Genomic DNA, 15,592 nt, shown 5'->3' with positions numbered 1-15,592 from the left:
AGGGGCTACGGGTTAACTCTCGTCGCCGCTAGCACTGCGGCGAGAGGCAAAGGCCGCGCCTTGAAAACGGTTGGTCTCATTGTCGTCAAAGCTGTAGTGCGTGGAGCGCCCTGAAAGGCGCACATTGCCGATATCCTCACCGGCATTGATCCGTGCCAAAAGGGCGTCTGCCTCGGCCTCGAGTGCTTTTGCCTCGTCGAGTTCGGACATCATCGGCGCACTGGACAGCGGCGTGTCGGTCTCGGCTAAAATAGCGGTGACATGTTCATCGTTCAGGCCCGCCATCGGTTGCAACGCGGCAAATGCGGTGGGTCTAAGGTCGCGTGGAGCTGGGCGTTCTATGGTGTCCACTGTAGGTGTATTGACCGTGCGCTCGGGTGCCTCGATGTTAGGCGTGATGGTTAGCGGCGCGCGTGCGGTGATGCGTGCAATGGCCTTGGTCAAGAGAAGCGGAATACGGTCCTCCACTGTTGCCCCATCGTTGGTGTCAGGTTCCGCGTCGAGAGGCATTGGTGTAGACGTAGACGCAAATTCGGGCGTGGGCGCCGGAGCTTCGTCCGGTGTCGTGAAGATGTTTGTTAAATCGTCATGTGGCTCATCCGTGATCTGGTCTTGAGCGCTCATATCTGTCTGGTCAGCACCAATTGCCGCCTGTTCGTGAATAAGCGGTGATTGCACCTCTGGCAGGGACTCTGTCAGCTGCGCGCGCGGTTTTGGCCAGATGAGCACGTGGATGAGGGGATCACGGCGATACATTTCAGGATCGCTTATAATTTCAGCAGGGAGCTTTGAAATATCAATGCGCCTTGGGCGGCGGGTTTCGATTTTCGCATCAACTGTGGCACCTGACACCTGTTCGGTGTCTCGTTCGGTTGCGCAGGCGCGAATTTCATCGCAAAGTTCGGCTTCGCGCACTTTGAGGTCGGCCATCTGGGCACGGATGTGTGCGAGGTCGTCAACGGCACGAAGGGCGGCGAGGTTAGTCTGAGGGTCGATAGAGGTGTCGGTCATGGTTAAGTCTCCTTAACGCTAATGTGCGACAGAGTCGGTTAATAAAACCAAAACAAAAACGGAAAAGAACGGTCATGGCAGCAATGAAATGTTTTGAAGTGATTGCGGCGGCGCAGGATACGGGCCTGAGCGTCGCATTGACCTATGATCAGCGCTTGTTGCGCCGCAAAAAATTGACCTGCGCTACGGGCGAGGTGTTTTTCGTCGATTTGCCCCATACGCAATCGGTCATGGCAGGGCAGGGGTTCTTGTTGGAGGACGGACGCGTTGTGGCCGTTGTGGCGGCTGATGAGGCGTTGCTTTCGGTGTCGGGGCGCACGTTGTTGAATTATGCGTGGCATATCGGCAATCGGCACACCCCATGCGAAATTGCATCTGACCGGCTGATCATTCAACGCGATCCCGTCCTAAAAGCGATGTTGGCACAGCTTGGTGCGGACGTGTCGGACATTGTGGCCCCGTTTTCTCCTGAAGGCGGCGCATACGGACATGGCCGAACGATGGGACATGACCACGGCGCGCCGCATGACCATGCGCACGACCATGCGCACACGCACGATCATTCCCATGACTGACGCGTCTCTCTTAACGCTCACACAGTGGCTTTCGCCTGCGTTTCCTGTGGGGGCGTTTGCCTATTCTCACGGGTTGGAATTGGCCATTTCGGACGGGCATGTGCGCAGTGCGGATGATGTGTTTGCGTGGTTGGAGCAGACCCTGACCATCGGCGGCGGTAAAGTGGACGCGTGGCTTTTGTCGATGACCCTACAAGGTGCGGATGCGGATGACATGGCCCAGTTGGCGCAGGCCGTGGCGGGGACGCGCGAGCGGTGGGAGGAAACGGTCCAACAAGGGACGGCGTTTGCCAAAACCGTAAGTCAGATGTCGGGCGTTGAGTATCCTGCACGCGCCTTGCCTGTGGCCGTAGGTTTGGCGGCGCGGACGCTTGACCTCGCGCCCAAAACCGTCATTGCGCTATACCTGTCGAGTTATATGTCCAATCTGGTCAGCGCGGGGGTGCGGTTCGTGCCCTTGGGGCAAACGGACGGTCAAGTGATCCTTGCGCGATTACATCCGCTGATTGACGCACTGGCCGAGCGCGCGGTGCACGCCACACAGTCCTCCTTGACGACAAGCGCCTTTGCGGCCGATTTGGCATCGGCGCGCCATGAGGACATGGACGTTCGTATTTTTAAAACCTGAAACGGCGCGCGCATACTGTCTATGTGGCGCAAGAGACGTAGGAGTCGTAGAAATGGCATCCCCAAATGGACCTCTTCGGGTCGGCATCGGCGGCCCCGTCGGGGCGGGAAAAACCACGCTCACCGGCGCTTTGGCGAAGTCGCTGTCGCACCGCTATTCTGTCGCGGTCATTACCAACGATATTTACACGCGCGAGGACGCCGAGGCGTTGATGCGCCAACAAATTTTGCCGATGGAGCGTATTCGCGGGGTAGAGACGGGCGGGTGCCCGCATACGGCGATCCGCGAAGATGCCTCGATCAATCTGGCGGCGATTGCGGATTTGACCGAGAGCTTTCCCGACCTTGATGTGATCTTGATTGAAAGCGGCGGAGATAACCTTGCCGCGACCTTTTCGCCCGAACTGGCCGATCTGACCATCTATGTGATCGACACGGCCGCAGGTCAGGACATTCCGCGCAAACGCGGGCCGGGGGTGACGCGCTCGGATATGTTGGTCGTGAATAAAGTGGATCTGGCCCCCTATGTTGGCGTCGATCCCGTCCTGTTGGAGCATGATACGCGATTTGCACGCGGTGCGCTGCCCTATGTCATGGCGTCTTTGCGCGATGGGGTGGGGGTCGATGTCGTTGTGCGCTTTGTCGAGGAAGAGGGCGGGTTGGCATAAGGCCACTGCCGTTTCTCTAGGCCGTACCGGGGTGTGAGGGTGCGGATTGTGGATCGGCAAGCATTAGTCGCGCCCGTTTGCGGGCCTGTCTGAACCGGCGGGCCTTTGGAAATATTGCACAGACATGTTGGCACAGCGCAAAAATGCGCGCGGGGTTGTCGTGCGCCTCTAGCGCGGTGAGCAGGTTGTGCAGGTAGTGCTTGTTGGTTTGGCGCGCTCTGAGCAGGTGCGAGAGTGTGGCAGGGGTCAACGTCCCGCTCGCCGCATGGGCCAAGAGGGGCTCAAGGCCGCCCATCTCTATCAGCCGCGCCTCGAGGTTCGCACCAAAGTAGGGCACGGGCCGCCTGACGACATGCGCGGCGTTGAACAAGCTCGCGTGCATGGCGTCGACCGTTTCGTGCGGGTCATATAAAATCCACGCGGCCTGCGCGCCCTCGATCATGTGCGGGGCAAATCCGTAACGTGCGGTGAAATCCGCGCGCTTTGTTGAGGGGTAGCGATCGTCCCAGCAGGCAAGGCGGCTGTCGAGCGTGGCCTGTGGGGCCAATGCGATCACATGCGCCCCGGGAGCCGCCACACTAAACGCACAGGCCGCATATCCACACGGTCCCGCGCCATAAAACACCACGCGGTCATAGTCATCGAAAAAGCCGCTTTCAACGTATCGGTCAAAGGCGTCATAGATCGGTTGTGCGCGAAACCACGGGGCGGTTGCGGCGTTTGAGTGCGCAATCAGCGACAGGTGCGACCATCCGTTGGCCAGCGCGATATTGAACCCGACAGGGTAGCCGTTTGGCGAGGTTTGGGTGGCGTGTGCGAAGGTGTCGAATGACACGAGCAATGTGCCGTTTCCCTCGATGAATGCACAGGCGTGATCTGGGCCAAGCTCTTCGAAATAGCCCAACTCCTCTGCGGTATCGTCCAATGCCGCGCACCATGCGTTGCGAGGCAACGCGCTGATATCGTCAAGGTCGGCTAAGACCAAAGGAGTATATGCGGTTTCGCCAGTCATCTGTACTCTTCACATTTTGTCTGCGTCAAACATGCGCGTCCGATTGGACGTGCTGTCCCATATCTGGCGCAAAATGGTTAATGCTCCAAGGAAGAACTAAGGCGTTCTATGGGTAATAAAAAGCGTATTTGCACGGAATGTGGCTCATTGTTCACCATGAGAGAACAATGACGGGCATGCGCCATGATTGTGTCGCTATGTGAAACGATTGGCGCAGATATTTGGTATCCGAGCGTAGCAAAGCCTCGCGTGCACGGCACAGCGTGGCACGAAGAGGTCGGTATTGACGCGTAGTGATGCGCGACCTGAGGGCGTTTAAGTGAGGATAATACCGATGGTCACAGCACCCAGACCGAGTGCAGATGTCATCAGCGCAAGCATGTTCAGCGGCACGACTTTTTGCAGCCGCGCAAGAACCTCTTCGTCTGTTCCGCCCAGCTTTTTCGCCTTGAGTGCGGTGACGATACAGTAGACCAACAAGGCCAAGCCGAAGAGCGTTAACAAAGCGCCTACCCAAATCATCCAAGCCATGCTGTGTCCGTCCTTGTGTCTTTGATCTCTAAAGGTGTGCCTCTCATATCCGCTCGTGCGCACAGGTGCAATCATCCGGTCGCACCTTGCTGGTGACGCCACAGGCATGGTGCGCGGGGCTTGCCTTGATCGCGGGCGCGCGCTAGGAAACGGGCTTGATATAATCCAGATAAAAAGGGTCTCTGGCATGATGGACGATACCACTTCAGGCGCGGACGCGACCTACCGTGTGACTGCCGATGAACTGCGTTCTTTCGTCGAGCGCTATGAGCGTCTCGAAATGGAGAAAAAGGACATCGCGGACCAACAAAAGGAAGTGATGGCCGAGGCAAAAGGTCGTGGTTACGACACCAAGGCCCTACGCACTCTTATTGCCCTACGCAAAAAGTCGTCTGATGAGATCGCCGAAGAAGAGGCTGTTTTGGAGATGTACAAAGAAGCTTTGGGCATGAGCTAAGTCCGCATATGGATCAGTGCGCGCGAGGGACGAGATGACGCGGCGGGTTTTACGGCGCGTGGTCTTGTCGTTTATCGCGCTGTTTTTGGGGTTGGGTATTGGGCTGGTCGCGTTGGGGTTTACCCCCGCGCTTGCCGCCGCCTGTCCTGCTTGCTTTGGCTTCGTCAAAGTCGCGGACGGGGTGTATTCCGAAACTGCCGATCCTATGGTGGCCCCTGAGTTGGTGCGGCGCGTCGAGGTGGCTGAATCCCGTGTCGAGGCCGCCTTTGGCGCGGTGCACCGTCCGCGTATTCTGGTCTGCTACACCGACACCTGTCATAAGATGATGGGCGATATCGACCCTTTGGCGATGACCTACGGATCGTTGCTTTTCTATTTGTCGCCGCACGGCCACGACATCGACATCATTGCGCATGAATTTGTACATTCGACACTGCATAAACAACTCGGTGCACGTCTTCAGGCGGGGTTTCCCGCGTGGGTCGATGAGGGCATTTCTGTCTATGTCTCACGAGACAGCCGGTTCGACCTCAATCCCGAGACCTGTGATGCGGGCGTAAGCCCGATGCCGACCACCGCCAAAGACTGGCTGCGGGAAAATTCGGCCCAAGACTTTTCGGCATATGGACGCGCAGGCTGTCGTGTGGCTCGGTGGCTCGCCGCCCACCCTGAGGCGGGTCTTGACGGATTGATCGGCACCTATGTGACAGCAGGCGATTAGCCGCGCCTAAGCGATGAACTCGACGCCTTTAAGGCCTTCAATCAAATACAGATCATCGTCATAGGTCGTGGTTAACCGCTCGATCAATGCGTCATCCCAATCGGGCAGGTCAATTTCCTCTTCCATCTGTGCGGGGTCGGCATATTTTTCGAGGAACGCCCCCAAAATGCGTTGAAACTGGATTTCGGTCTTGGGCTTGTGCGTTTCCAGATAGGACCGCAACCGCGTGATCCCTTCGGGTTTCATCAAGGTTGCAATCATGTCGAGCGCGCCAGCCAAGGGCACAGACCCGTTCACATCAGCAATCCGGCGGATGAGCCGCCCCCAAATCACGGGCGTGTCCTCAAAGGCGTAAACCTTTAGGGCGACATCGGGACAGATGGCTCGAATGGTGGCAATCAGGCGCGACCATCGCAGGTGGTCAAGGTCCAGATCGCCGATAAAGGCCGCATATCCGCGATTGCTATGATCTTGGGCAAACGCTGCGGGCACAAAACTGGCGGGATTGCGCAGGCCCAGCACGAACTCCACCGGATGATCCGCAAACACATTTCGCAGCCAAGCAAGGCGAAACCGAGCTTTGGCATAGAGCGTTGAGTCCGTGAAAATACCTTGCGCGTGGCATATGATATTCTCATCGCTGAGCACCAGGCGCTGACAGGGTTTGCCCTGTGTGAGGAGATCAATCAACGCGCCCTGTGCCTGTTTCGTCGCGGGTGTGGCCTTGCCCGCCTTCATTGCGTCCAAGATGAGGGGTTGGGCGACAGCAGGGTCGGGCACACATACACCGTGCTTGGATAAACCGTCCGCGTTCTTGAGCAGTCCGCGCATAAGCGCAGGGCCGTTGGTGGCGTGCGCGCCGATATGTATGGAAATGATCATGGACCGCGTACCTGTTTGGTTTCCGAACCAACCGTCGAAAAATACTGACTTTATTTGTCCATCATATGCGCTTTTGTGGACAGGGAAACATGTTTCGCGTATGCGGTGGGGCGAAATGACTGACCAAATCACTCAATTACAGCGGGCGACCCCTAAATCCGCTCCAAATCGTTCCCCAAAGTTGCGGCGCGTGCGCTGGGCCGAGCCGTGGTCGGTCGGCGCGGTGGTCATTGCCGCCGTGGTTTTGATGCCGTTGATTGCTGTTGTCTGGATTGCACTGCATCCCACAGATAATATTTGGCCGCATTTGTTGTCGACGACGCTGCCGCGCTACGTGCGCACAACGGCGGTTCTGACGCTTGGTGTCGCCCTTTTGGCGGCCTGTGTCGGGACAGGCGCGGCGTGGCTTGTGACCATGTACCGCTTCCCTTTGAGCCGTGTGATGGAGTGGCTTTTGCTCCTGCCTTTGGCCATTCCGGCCTATGTTGGTGCCTATGCTTTGGTCGATTTCTTTGAGTATGCGGGGCCGCTGCAAACGGCCATGCGCAGCGTGTTCGGCTGGCAGACCTCGCGCGACTACTATTTTCCTGAAATCCGTTCCCTTGGCTCGGCCATCATCGTGTTGGCCGCCGCGTTGACGCCCTATGTCTTTTTGATGGCGCGTTCGGCGTTTCGCGAGCAATCCGGCTCGATTTATGAAACGGCTCGCGCGCTTGGGGCGGGACCATTTGCGCGGTTCTGGCGCGTGGGATTGCCGATGACGCGCCCCGCTATCGCCGCAGGCACGGCGATTGTGATGATGGAAACCGTCTCTGACTACGGCACCGTGTCCTACTTTGCCGTGCAGACCCTAACCACGGGGATCTTTTCGACATGGCTCGAGGGCGGAAATGCAGGCGGGGCGGCGCAAATTGCCTCAGTCGTTTTGCTCGTCGTCTTTCTCTTGGTCGCACTCGAAAAAACATCACGCGGCAAGGCGCGGTTTCACGCGGGTGCGCGCCATCCGCGCCCGATCACGCCGATCCGCCTGACAGGCGCGCGCGGTATGCTGGCCTTGGCCGCATGTGCCGTGCCGTTCGTCGTCGGGTTCGTGCTTCCCGTTGCTGTGATCGGTGTGCATGCGATGGGCGAGCCTGAACAATGGGCCGCCCCCGGATTGCTCCAAGCCCTTAAAAATACCCTCACCGTAGCGGGTCTGGCCGCCGGAATTACCGTGAGTGCGGCGTTGTTCATGGTCTACGGTGTGCGCCTGACGGGGCGAAAATTGCCCAAACTTCTTTTGCCCTTCACCACACTCGGGTACGCCGCTCCGGGCGCTGTATTAGGTATCGGGATTTTGATTCCCATGGCGGGGCTTGATCACCTGATCGCGGATACGTGGGAGCGTCTGACCGGCAAGGATATCGGCCTTTTGCTCACGGGATCGTCCTTTGCCATCATCCTCGCCTATGTTGTGCGGTTCTTTGCGATTGCCCAAGGGGCCGCAGATGCCGCGATGGGGCGTGTGGCCCCCTCGCTTCCCATGGCGGCGCGCTCTCTCGGTCAATCTTTGTCGGGCACATTGCGCCGTGTCTACGTGCCGCTCATTCGTGGCTCTGTCGGTACAGCTCTCTTGTTGGTCTTTGTGGATTGCGTCAAAGAACTGCCTGCGACATTGCTGTTGCGCCCGTTCAACTACAACACCCTCGCCACGCGCGTGCATGAAAAAGCATCGCTCGAACAACTCGAACAAGCCTCACCCGCAGCCCTTTTGGTGGTCGCTGTCGGGCTTGTCGCGGTGATCCTCATGGCCCGCTCCGAGAGCGCCTCCGATTTGAGCTAGAGACTTACAAACTATGAAAACACTCGACATTATTATCGTTGCTGGCGTCTCGGGATGTGGCAAATCCACAGTCGCCAAAGCGCTCGCCGACACGGCGGGCTATCCGTTCCTTGAGGGCGATGAGTATCATCCTGCTGACAACGTGGCCGCCATGGCCGCAGGAACCCCCCTCACGGATGAGATGCGGTGGCCTTGGCTGACCCGATTGGCGTCCAGTGCGGTGGACATGGCCCAAGAATCAGGAGGGGCGGTGATCAGCTGTTCCGCCCTCAAACGCGCCTACCGCGACTTGTTGCGCACCCAAACGGGCGGATGCCGGTTCGTGTTGCTAACAGGCGAGCGCGACTTGATCTACGCACGAATGGCCGCACGCGCCGACCACTACATGCCGCCCACCTTGCTGGACAGCCAATTTGCGGTGCTAGAAGCCCCAAATGCCGATGAAATCGACCTGATCGAGCTGTCAGTCGAAGGCTCTTCGGCACAAGTTATAAAACAAGCGCACATTGAGCTAAATTTTGACTTGCACCCCAAAGCGTGACGCTCTAAACGATCCCCCAATGCCCCTATAGCTCAGCTGGTAGAGCAACTGATTTGTAATCAGTAGGTCCGCGGTTCGAGTCCGTGTGGGGGCACCACAACATCCTCAATATATAGCTGATTTTACTGCCTAATTTAACTTTAGGGAGTGTCTTCATGGGTTACATTCTGGATACATCAAAATCACCTTCATCTATTCCTCACACGGTTATTCGTGGCAGGACGTACTACTTTCAGATGAGAGTGCCGAAGCAACATCAGCACTTATACGGGCAATCTATTCGGGCTAGGTTGTCTGAGTGTGAGGAAGAGGCAGCTATTCTAGCTACGCATCTTTCCTATCTGCTCAAACAGTCATGGCAATCAAACACCAAAGTTAAGGTGTGCATTGATCAGGCTCTACGTTCTGTCCGTCCAGCCAAGACAACCTTTGCTGCAATAGCCGAGGAATATATCACCACACGAAGGGTCGATCACAAGTCCAGCATGGTAGCCATTAGAGCTTTGCTGACAGTAGCTGGTGATCGTGAAGTTGAATCTTACAAGCGAGATGATGCAAGGGCTTTGCTGGCTCACCTTCAGTCGATTGGGAACAAGACTGCCACCATCAGAAGACGGTTCAATACGATCAATGCCATCCTTAACTTTGCTTACCAAGAACTGGAGATTGATGGACGTAACCCATTTGCGAAGATGACTATCGCAGGCGAGGGGCTAGACGCAGCAAAGAGAGGTACGTTCACGGAGGAAGAGCTTCGTGAAGGTTATAATCAATCATTGAGCAGCCAAACAGGGATACCACTGCTGTTTCCCATCCTTGGTGAGACTGGCTGTCGTTTAGCTGAGATCGTTGGGTTGAGGGTAGGGGATGTCGATCTTGTTAATCGTGTTTTGCACATCCGTCCTAATGACAAACGAAGACTAAAGACTGCTGGGTCAGAACGATCTCTCCCTCTTACACACATGGCCTGTTTAGCCTTGTCGATGGCCCTTGAATACGCAGACGATGAGTGGATGTTCCCACGGTACATTAAAGACGACGGTTGCTATGCCACACACGCAAGCAATGCCCTTGCCAAGTGGACGAAGAAGAGATGGAACCTCACTGCTCACAGCCTGAGACACACGTTCAGGGATCGTCTCAGGGCTGCTGAGGTACCATTGGAGGCCATAGACCAGATCGGTGGCTGGTCCTCGGTCTCAAACATCGGCTCAAGCTACGGCAAAGGCTATACGGTTGAGCATCTGCGACGGTACATGGAGCAAGTGGCAATCATCTGACCCCAGTTAAAACCCGTAGTAACAGTAGAAGAAAATTAACGAGAGGGCTAGCTTAGGTGCTGGCCCTTTTTTCATTTCATGTTGGCCCAAAAGGGACCAGTAATACCCCTGCTCGGATGACATGAGACAATGGACCATAGCAGTTAGTAACTCCCTGTCAGTATCTGTTTACTGCTCTTTTTATTCAATAAACCTTGACATACTGATAACTTTATGTTATAATATAACATATAAGGCAGGGTAAGTTTCCACTCTGCTTTACAAAAAAACCAATCCCAAAAACATACAAACATACAGGTGAGCAAATGCCCGTTTTTTCGGACTCGGATTCCGTCATGGACTCCAATGACAATAATCAACCCAAAACATTCAAACAGTGGCAGAACATTCGCCGAGCAAGGCCCAGTGGTGTCGGTGGTTACTATAGCACGACAAGTCAGAAGCAGATGATGGAAGATATGGCTAAGCTGGGAGACCGCTTCTATGACTGATGATCAGATAGAATTTGAAGATCAGTTGAACTCAGCCCGTGATCTGTTTCAGGTAGCTGACGTTAACTTTCAGTATGAGATTGAAGCACTAAGAGCTGAGCTCCGAAGTCGTGGTATCTTTGCAGAGCAAGCTCGGCCTACGTCTTTTGCATACGAGTCAATCTTTGCGGTAATGCTGATGCAGATTTCGACTGGTAAAGGTCGTGTGAAGCTTTCTCGTGCCATGTTGAGCAACCCTCATAGATATAATGTGCCAACAGCTATGCCCCGTGACTTAATGTTGTGTGTGAAAGCTGATTTGCTTCTAGTTGATGGCGGGATTTACTCACCTGCTTTGCGACTTCTCAAACTCCTTCGGGAAGTTAGGACCGCCGTGAATGGTGAGGATGCAGCATGACTGAGCTTACTTACCGCATCCTGCACAGAACTCAGCAGCCCAATAAATACCAACGGAATGGATACACTCTCTATCGGTCAATGCAGACGGACCCTGAATTCAAGCATGGTCTTCGGGCTTGGGTCCAGTTTTCCGATGGCACTGAGGCCAGCCTTTGGAGAGAGGAGGGAAGCCTTATGAGGTCAAAAGGTTCATTCGAAGATGAGGCTTTATTCACGGGTTTATCGGCTTGGCTGCAAGCCATCGAAGTTGATCTGATTAAACAATCTAGCAAGTGACCTGCCCCCCGAGGCTCCCTCATTCATAACGAGAGTTTGCGGGTTTGGATTTCATATTCTTCGTCGTCGGTTTGGGCAAGCGCGTCGGACGCGGAGCCCTCAAATTGCTCAAGCGCACGACGCGCTTCAGCGGGTGTTTGATTCTCCAGCGATGAGTGCGGTCTTACGTTGTTGTAGTCGTAGCGCCAGAGTGCCAGTTTGCGGCGGGCATCATCCAGCGTGTCGAAGATCTCCTCATTTAGCAGTTCGTCACGTAGGCTGCCGTTGAAGCTTTCGATAAAACCATTCTGCTGGGGCTTGCCTGGATCAATGTAATGCCAATCCACGTCGTTATCGCCAGCCCATTTAAGGATCGCCCGACTGGTGAACTCAGTGCCATTGTCTGAGACAATACAAGCTGGCTTTCCGTAGACGCGCACAAGCGCATCCAGTTCTCGCGCAACTCGAGCGCCCGATATGCTGGTGTCCGCCATCAGGCATAGGTTCTCACGGCAGCAATCGTCATTCACAGCCAACATGCGGAACTTGCGAGACGCGCCAAATGTGTCGGAGACAAAATCCAGCGACCAACGCTCACCAGGTCTCAACGCCACAGGCATCGGCGTGCGTGATCCACGCGCACGCTTACGGCCTCTTCGTCGCCTGACGCCCAGCTTTTCTTCCGTATAAAGTCGATACAGCTTCTTGTGGTTCATAATCATGCCTTTGCGCTCCAACAGCACGCCGATCCGGCGATAACCAAACCGCCGCCGTTTGTTGGCAATCGCCGTCATCTCTTCGCGAACTTCAGGATTATCCGGCGGTTGATCGCGCCGGACAGTCTTGGGATCGACACCAACAAGCCTGCACGCCCGGCGTTGCGAGATATCATGATCCCGCATTGCCTTTTGTGCCGCAGCCCGTCGCACATTCGGTGTCGTCAGTTCTTTCCCAGCAAGTCTTTCAGAACAACATTGTCGAGCATCGTATCAGCCAGCAGACGCTTCAACTTGGCGTTCTCGTCTTCCAGCGATTTGAGGCGATGGGTGTCAGAAATGTTCATGCCACCGTATTTGGCTTTGAACTTGTAAAACGACGCAGGACTCAGGCCATGTCTGCGACACACCTCAGCCGTGGGCATTCCAGCTTCTTGTTCTTTGATCATCCCGATTATTTGGGCTTCGGTAAAACGACTCTGTCGCATTTGTTTGCTCCTACAAAGGTTGAGCAAACTCTACATTAAAGTGAGGGAAGTTTCGGGGAGCAGGTCACAAGGAGCAACCAAATGCAGAATGAAGCTAAGCCGTGGTCAAAGGACCCGATCAAACAATCGGCTGCACCTGCGTACATCAGGAGTCTTGGTGACCTTCGTGAGTTCAGAACCAAAAGCCCCCAGACCCTTAAGTTGGCTGATGGCACGATTGTCCGACAGCTAACTGATGAAGAGTTCCTAGCAAAAGCAGAGCAAGACAATGCATCTGACATTAAGATGCACAGGCAATCTGGTATGTCTGGATGGATTACAGAAGAGGGTGGTCAGCACATTCTTATCAAGCTTGATACTGACAGCCCCTATGATTTGACCGTTCCAGACGAGAGCACAGCCACATCACTAAGTGCTGACATTTCAAATATGAAGTCTGATCCAGAAGAGTTAGAATATGACGGTGAGTTTTCTGATCGTGACTTTGATCTTTATGCTGATGTAGTTGGCCAGATCGAAAGTAACGGAGACTACACATGAGAACGGCAATGCAAAAGTGAGCCATGGAAGTGGCGAGATTGTCTTGCTGCGGGCAGAGTAAAACTTTGCCACTTTGGCCCTTTCTGTTTGCAGGGAGGGCGGGGGTATTTTCAGCGTGGAACTTTACAGGAAGGTCCGCCTCGCGCGTCGGGGCGGCATGAGCGAACGGGCGGCAGCGAACCATTTTGGGATATCGCGTGCGAGCGTGGCGAAGATGATGATGTTTTCGGTCCCGCCCGGATATCAACGAACGGCGCAGATCAAGCGGCCCAAGTTGGACGGGTTCACCGGCTTCATCGATCAGTGGTTGCAGGACGACCTCAACCGGAACCGCAAGCAAAGGCACACTGCCAAACGGGTTTTTGAGAGGCTGCGCGATGAGCATGGCTTCATGGGCGGCTACACGACGGTCAAGAATTACGTCCGGGAACATGGCCGGCGCAGGCGGGAGATGTTTGTGCCGCTGGCCCATGCCCCTGGCCACGCCCAAGCGGATTTCGGCGAAGCCATGGTTGTAATCGGCGGGGTTGAGCAGAAGGCGCATTTCTTTGCACTTGATTTGCCCTACAGTGACGCCTGCTTTGTGCGTGCTTACCCTGCGGCGGTGTCTGAAGCTTGGGTTGACGGTCACGTCCATGCTTTTGCTTTCTTCGGCAAGGTTCCACAGTCGGTTCTTTATGACAATGACCGATGCCTTGTTGCGAAGATCCTGCCGGGCGGTTCGCGCAAACGGACCAAACTGTTCAGCGGGTTCCTGTCGCATTACCTCATCCAGGATCGTTATGGTCGCCCCGGCAAGGGCAATGACAAAGGCGCTGTTGAGGGGCTGGTCGGGTATGCGCGGCGCAACTTCATGGTGCCGATGCCTCAGTTCCCGACCTGGGAGGCTTTTAACCTCTGGCTGGAAGAGCAATGCCGCAAGCGCCAGACGGATGTCTTGCGCGGGCATGGCGACAGCATCGGGCAACGACTGGCCCGCGACCTTGAAGCGATGATGGATCTGCCGGCGTCTCCATTTGATGCCTGCGATCAGTCCAGTGGCCAGGTGAACTCGCAATCCCTGGTGCGCTACAAAACCAATGATTACTCGGTGCCCGTTGCTTATGGCCACCGTGACGTCTGGGTCCGCGGCTATGTCGATCGGGTCGTCATTGGCTGTGGTGGCGATGTGATCGCCCGCCACCCGCGGTGCTGGGACCGCGAAGACATGGTCTTTGATCCTGTTCACTATCTGCCGCTGTTGGAGCAAAAGACCGGGGCTCTGGATCAAGCTGCTCCGCTGGTCGCATGGGAACTGCCAGAAGATTTTGCGACCCTGCGCCGCTTGATGGAGGCCCGCATGATCAAGGCTGGCCGGCGCGAGTATGTGCAGGTCTTGCGGCTCTTGGAAACGTTCGAGATGGCCGATCTGAATGTCGCCGTCAAAAATGCGCTGCGCATGGGCGCGATCGGTTTTGATGCCATCAAGCATCTTGTCTTGTGCCAGGTCGAGAAGCGACCGCCCAAACTGGACCTGGATGTCTATCCATATCTGCCAAAGGCCAATGTTGGCACGACGTCGGCGGCCAGTTACATGTCCCTGATGAAGCGGGGGAAAGCCGCATGACACAAGCGCCTCAAATCCTACTAGATCACCGGCTCAAATCTCTCCGCTTGCCAACAGTGTTGCGGGAATATGGCAAACTGGCCCGGCAATGCGCCACAGAGGGGCATGACCATGTTCAGTTCCTTGCACGTTTGGTCGAATTGGAAATGATCGACCGTGAACGGCGGATGATCGAACGGCGCATCAAAGCGGCCAAGTTCCCGGCCGTCAAAAGCCTGGACAGCTTCGACTTCAAGGCAATCCCTGCCTTGAACAAGATGCAGGTGCTGGAGTTGGCGCGTTGCGAATGGATTGACCGGCGCGAGAATGTCATAGCGCTCGGTCCCTCAGGCACCGGCAAAACGCATGTCGCCTTGGGCCTTGGCCTATCTGCCTGTCAAAAAGGCCTGTCTGTCGGCTTTGTCACGGCTGCAGCGCTGGTTCACGAGCTGATGGAGGCCCGAGATGAACGCAGGCTCCTGCGGCTTCAGAAGCAGATGGTGGGTTACAGGCTGCTGATCATCGACGAGTTGGGCTTTGTGCCGTTGAGCAAAACAGGGGCCGAGCTTTTGTTCGAGTTGATCTCCCAACGCTACGAGCGCGGATCCACGCTGATCACAAGCAACCTGCCATTTGACGAATGGACCGAGACCTTTGGATCAGAACGCCTGACAGGCGCGCTGCTCGACCGCCTAACCCACCACGTCAACATCCTTGAGATGAATGGCGAAAGCTACCGCCTTGGCCAGAGCAAGGCGCGTCAGGCAACACCCAAAACCTAAACCACAATCAGCACAGATTGGCCCTGACGGGCCACAGCATCCGGGCAACCGCCAGCTATATGACAAGCGCGGCCGCCCGGATGCTGGCCTACGGCTGCACCCTCATCACGCCACCTTCAATGTGGCAACATTTTGCGCTGCCCTTTGGTCCAATTTTACTCTGCCGTTGACACATCCAGACGTAGCCTCAACTCTACCTTGGCGGGACA

19 protein-coding genes and 1 tRNA gene are annotated in these 15,592 nt (G+C 55.8%); 15 read left to right on the top strand and 5 right to left on the bottom strand.

Annotation, left to right across the window (positions count from 1 at the left end; translation table 11 throughout):
• Positions 1 to 12: 12 nt before the first annotated feature.
• Positions 13 to 1,011, bottom strand: a complete 999-nt coding sequence (locus tag IMCC12053_RS11610) for a hypothetical protein (RefSeq protein WP_062219219.1) — start codon at positions 1,009 to 1,011, stop codon at positions 13 to 15.
• A 74-nt stretch (positions 1,012 to 1,085) separates the two neighbouring features.
• Here IMCC12053_RS11610 and IMCC12053_RS11605 point away from each other — a divergent pair, with 74 nt between their 5' ends.
• Genes IMCC12053_RS11605 through ureG form a run of 3 tightly spaced genes read left to right on the top strand, consistent with a single transcriptional unit; the run spans position 1,086 to position 2,881 of the window.
• The gene (locus IMCC12053_RS11605; protein ID WP_062219217.1) at positions 1,086 to 1,586 is read left to right on the top strand and encodes an urease accessory protein UreE; all 501 of its coding nucleotides are present in this window, start codon (positions 1,086 to 1,088) and stop codon (positions 1,584 to 1,586) included.
• On the top strand, positions 1,579 to 2,214 hold the full coding sequence (locus tag IMCC12053_RS11600) for an urease accessory protein UreF (protein ID WP_062221268.1): 636 nt from the start codon (positions 1,579 to 1,581) through the stop codon (positions 2,212 to 2,214). The genes IMCC12053_RS11605 and IMCC12053_RS11600 overlap by 8 nt, the downstream gene beginning before the upstream one ends.
• Positions 2,215 to 2,266: 52 nt before the next feature.
• Positions 2,267 to 2,881 carry an urease accessory protein UreG gene (ureG, locus tag IMCC12053_RS11595; RefSeq protein WP_062219215.1) on the top strand — a complete coding sequence of 205 codons (615 nt, stop codon included), beginning with the start codon at positions 2,267 to 2,269 and terminating at the stop codon, positions 2,879 to 2,881.
• 16 nt (positions 2,882 to 2,897) lie between these two features.
• On the opposite strand, the gene IMCC12053_RS11590 is transcribed toward ureG, so the two are convergent.
• Positions 2,898 to 3,893 carry a hypothetical protein gene (locus IMCC12053_RS11590; RefSeq protein WP_062219213.1) on the bottom strand — a complete coding sequence of 332 codons (996 nt, stop codon included), beginning with the start codon at positions 3,891 to 3,893 and terminating at the stop codon, positions 2,898 to 2,900.
• A gap of 315 nt (positions 3,894 to 4,208) precedes the next feature.
• Positions 4,209 to 4,424, bottom strand: a complete 216-nt coding sequence (locus tag IMCC12053_RS11585) for a hypothetical protein (RefSeq protein WP_062219211.1) — start codon at positions 4,422 to 4,424, stop codon at positions 4,209 to 4,211.
• A gap of 187 nt (positions 4,425 to 4,611) precedes the next feature.
• Here IMCC12053_RS11585 and IMCC12053_RS11580 point away from each other — a divergent pair, with 187 nt between their 5' ends.
• Together IMCC12053_RS11580 and IMCC12053_RS11575 are read left to right on the top strand one after the other, a co-directional pair.
• Positions 4,612 to 4,881, top strand: coding sequence for a DUF2312 domain-containing protein (locus IMCC12053_RS11580; RefSeq protein ID WP_062221265.1), 270 nt, complete (start codon positions 4,612 to 4,614; stop codon positions 4,879 to 4,881).
• 34 nt (positions 4,882 to 4,915) lie between these two features.
• Positions 4,916 to 5,602 carry a hypothetical protein gene (locus tag IMCC12053_RS11575; RefSeq protein WP_062219209.1) on the top strand — a complete coding sequence of 229 codons (687 nt, stop codon included), beginning with the start codon at positions 4,916 to 4,918 and terminating at the stop codon, positions 5,600 to 5,602.
• Between the two features lie 6 nt (positions 5,603 to 5,608).
• Here the strand turns inward: IMCC12053_RS11575 and IMCC12053_RS11570 are convergent, their stop codons facing one another.
• Positions 5,609 to 6,484 carry a hypothetical protein gene (locus IMCC12053_RS11570; protein ID WP_062219207.1) on the bottom strand — a complete coding sequence of 292 codons (876 nt, stop codon included), beginning with the start codon at positions 6,482 to 6,484 and terminating at the stop codon, positions 5,609 to 5,611.
• Between the two features lie 247 nt (positions 6,485 to 6,731).
• On the opposite strand from IMCC12053_RS11570, the gene IMCC12053_RS11565 reads away from it, so the two are divergent.
• The 7 genes from IMCC12053_RS11565 to IMCC12053_RS11540 all read left to right on the top strand — a co-directional run bounded on the left by IMCC12053_RS11565 (position 6,732) and on the right by IMCC12053_RS11540 (position 11,293).
• Positions 6,732 to 8,306, top strand: coding sequence for an ABC transporter permease (locus tag IMCC12053_RS11565; protein WP_236852612.1), 1,575 nt, complete (start codon positions 6,732 to 6,734; stop codon positions 8,304 to 8,306).
• A 13-nt stretch (positions 8,307 to 8,319) separates the two neighbouring features.
• Positions 8,320 to 8,847 (top strand): gluconokinase, encoded by a 528-nt coding sequence (locus IMCC12053_RS11560; protein WP_062219205.1) that lies wholly within the window; start codon positions 8,320 to 8,322, stop codon positions 8,845 to 8,847.
• Positions 8,848 to 8,868: 21 nt separating this feature from the next.
• Positions 8,869 to 8,944 (top strand) — tRNA-Thr (locus IMCC12053_RS11555).
• 58 nt (positions 8,945 to 9,002) lie between these two features.
• Entirely contained in the window at positions 9,003 to 10,127 is a 1,125-nt protein-coding gene (locus tag IMCC12053_RS11550) for a tyrosine-type recombinase/integrase (protein ID WP_143089996.1), read from the top strand.
• Positions 10,128 to 10,462: 335 nt separating this feature from the next.
• Positions 10,463 to 10,618, top strand: coding sequence for a hypothetical protein (locus IMCC12053_RS15860; RefSeq protein ID WP_156320748.1), 156 nt, complete (start codon positions 10,463 to 10,465; stop codon positions 10,616 to 10,618).
• Positions 10,611 to 11,015, top strand: coding sequence for a hypothetical protein (locus IMCC12053_RS11545; RefSeq protein ID WP_062219203.1), 405 nt, complete (start codon positions 10,611 to 10,613; stop codon positions 11,013 to 11,015). The genes IMCC12053_RS15860 and IMCC12053_RS11545 overlap by 8 nt, the downstream gene beginning before the upstream one ends.
• The gene (locus tag IMCC12053_RS11540; protein ID WP_062219201.1) at positions 11,012 to 11,293 is read left to right on the top strand and encodes a hypothetical protein; all 282 of its coding nucleotides are present in this window, start codon (positions 11,012 to 11,014) and stop codon (positions 11,291 to 11,293) included. Before IMCC12053_RS11545 ends, IMCC12053_RS11540 begins: the two co-directional genes overlap by 4 nt.
• A gap of 23 nt (positions 11,294 to 11,316) precedes the next feature.
• On the opposite strand, the gene IMCC12053_RS11535 is transcribed toward IMCC12053_RS11540, so the two are convergent.
• Positions 11,317 to 12,476, bottom strand: a protein-coding gene (locus IMCC12053_RS11535; protein ID WP_156320744.1) for an IS3 family transposase whose coding sequence is annotated in 2 segments (ribosomal slippage) — positions 11,317 to 12,227 and positions 12,227 to 12,476 — 1,161 coding nt in all. Because the reading frame shifts where the segments join, the coding sequence is not laid out codon by codon here.
• Positions 12,477 to 12,557: 81 nt separating this feature from the next.
• Between IMCC12053_RS11535 and IMCC12053_RS11525 the strand changes: the two genes are divergently transcribed.
• The 3 genes from IMCC12053_RS11525 (at position 12,558) to istB (ending at position 15,383) form a co-directional block, all read left to right on the top strand.
• A complete protein-coding gene (locus IMCC12053_RS11525; protein WP_062219199.1) occupies positions 12,558 to 13,016 on the top strand; it encodes a hypothetical protein in 459 nt (152 codons plus the stop codon).
• A 115-nt stretch (positions 13,017 to 13,131) separates the two neighbouring features.
• Positions 13,132 to 14,622, top strand: coding sequence for an IS21 family transposase (gene istA, locus IMCC12053_RS11520; protein ID WP_062214764.1), 1,491 nt, complete (start codon positions 13,132 to 13,134; stop codon positions 14,620 to 14,622).
• Positions 14,619 to 15,383, top strand: a complete 765-nt coding sequence (gene istB / locus IMCC12053_RS11515) for an IS21-like element helper ATPase IstB (RefSeq protein WP_062214769.1) — start codon at positions 14,619 to 14,621, stop codon at positions 15,381 to 15,383. The genes istA and istB overlap by 4 nt, the downstream gene beginning before the upstream one ends.
• Positions 15,384 to 15,592 lie beyond the last annotated feature (209 nt).

It is taken from the genome of Celeribacter marinus, from assembly GCF_001308265.1.
Lineage (GTDB): Bacteria > Pseudomonadota > Alphaproteobacteria > Rhodobacterales > Rhodobacteraceae > Celeribacter > Celeribacter marinus.
The sequence above is the reverse complement of the archived record's forward strand: the minus strand, read 5'-3'. Positions and strand labels throughout refer to the sequence as shown.